Source organism: Kineococcus sp. TRM81007, assembly GCF_022669155.1.
In the GTDB taxonomy this organism is placed as follows: Bacteria; Actinomycetota; Actinomycetes; order Actinomycetales; family Kineococcaceae; genus Kineococcus.
This window is the reverse complement of sequence record NZ_JALBVB010000008.1, coordinates 1-252: the sequence shown is the minus strand read 5'-3', so window position 1 is coordinate 252 and position 252 is coordinate 1. Positions and strand designations below refer to the sequence as shown.

The following is a 252-nucleotide window of genomic DNA, read 5'->3' as shown; positions in this document are numbered from 1 at the left end:
GGCAGCCCCACCGGGAGAGCCGACGGTGTCGAAGAACTCCACGTTGGCCGCGGTGAACGCCGACCACTGCTCGGGCACGTCGTCCTCGTAGTAGATCGCCTCCACCGGGCACACCGGCTCGCAGGCGCCGCAGTCGACGCACTCGTCCGGGTGGATGTACAGCGACCGCTTGCCCTCGTAGATGCAGTCGACCGGGCACTCCTCGATGCAGGCCTTGTCCTTGAGGTCCACGCAGGGCTGGGCGATGACGTA

1 protein-coding gene is annotated in these 252 nt (G+C 67.5%); it reads right to left on the bottom strand.

Going from position 1 to position 252, the window contains the following annotated elements; all coding sequences use genetic code 11:
* Positions 1 to 252 (bottom strand): ferredoxin (gene fdxA / locus MN205_RS00040; protein WP_255817281.1); only part of this gene is annotated, 252 nt, incomplete at both ends.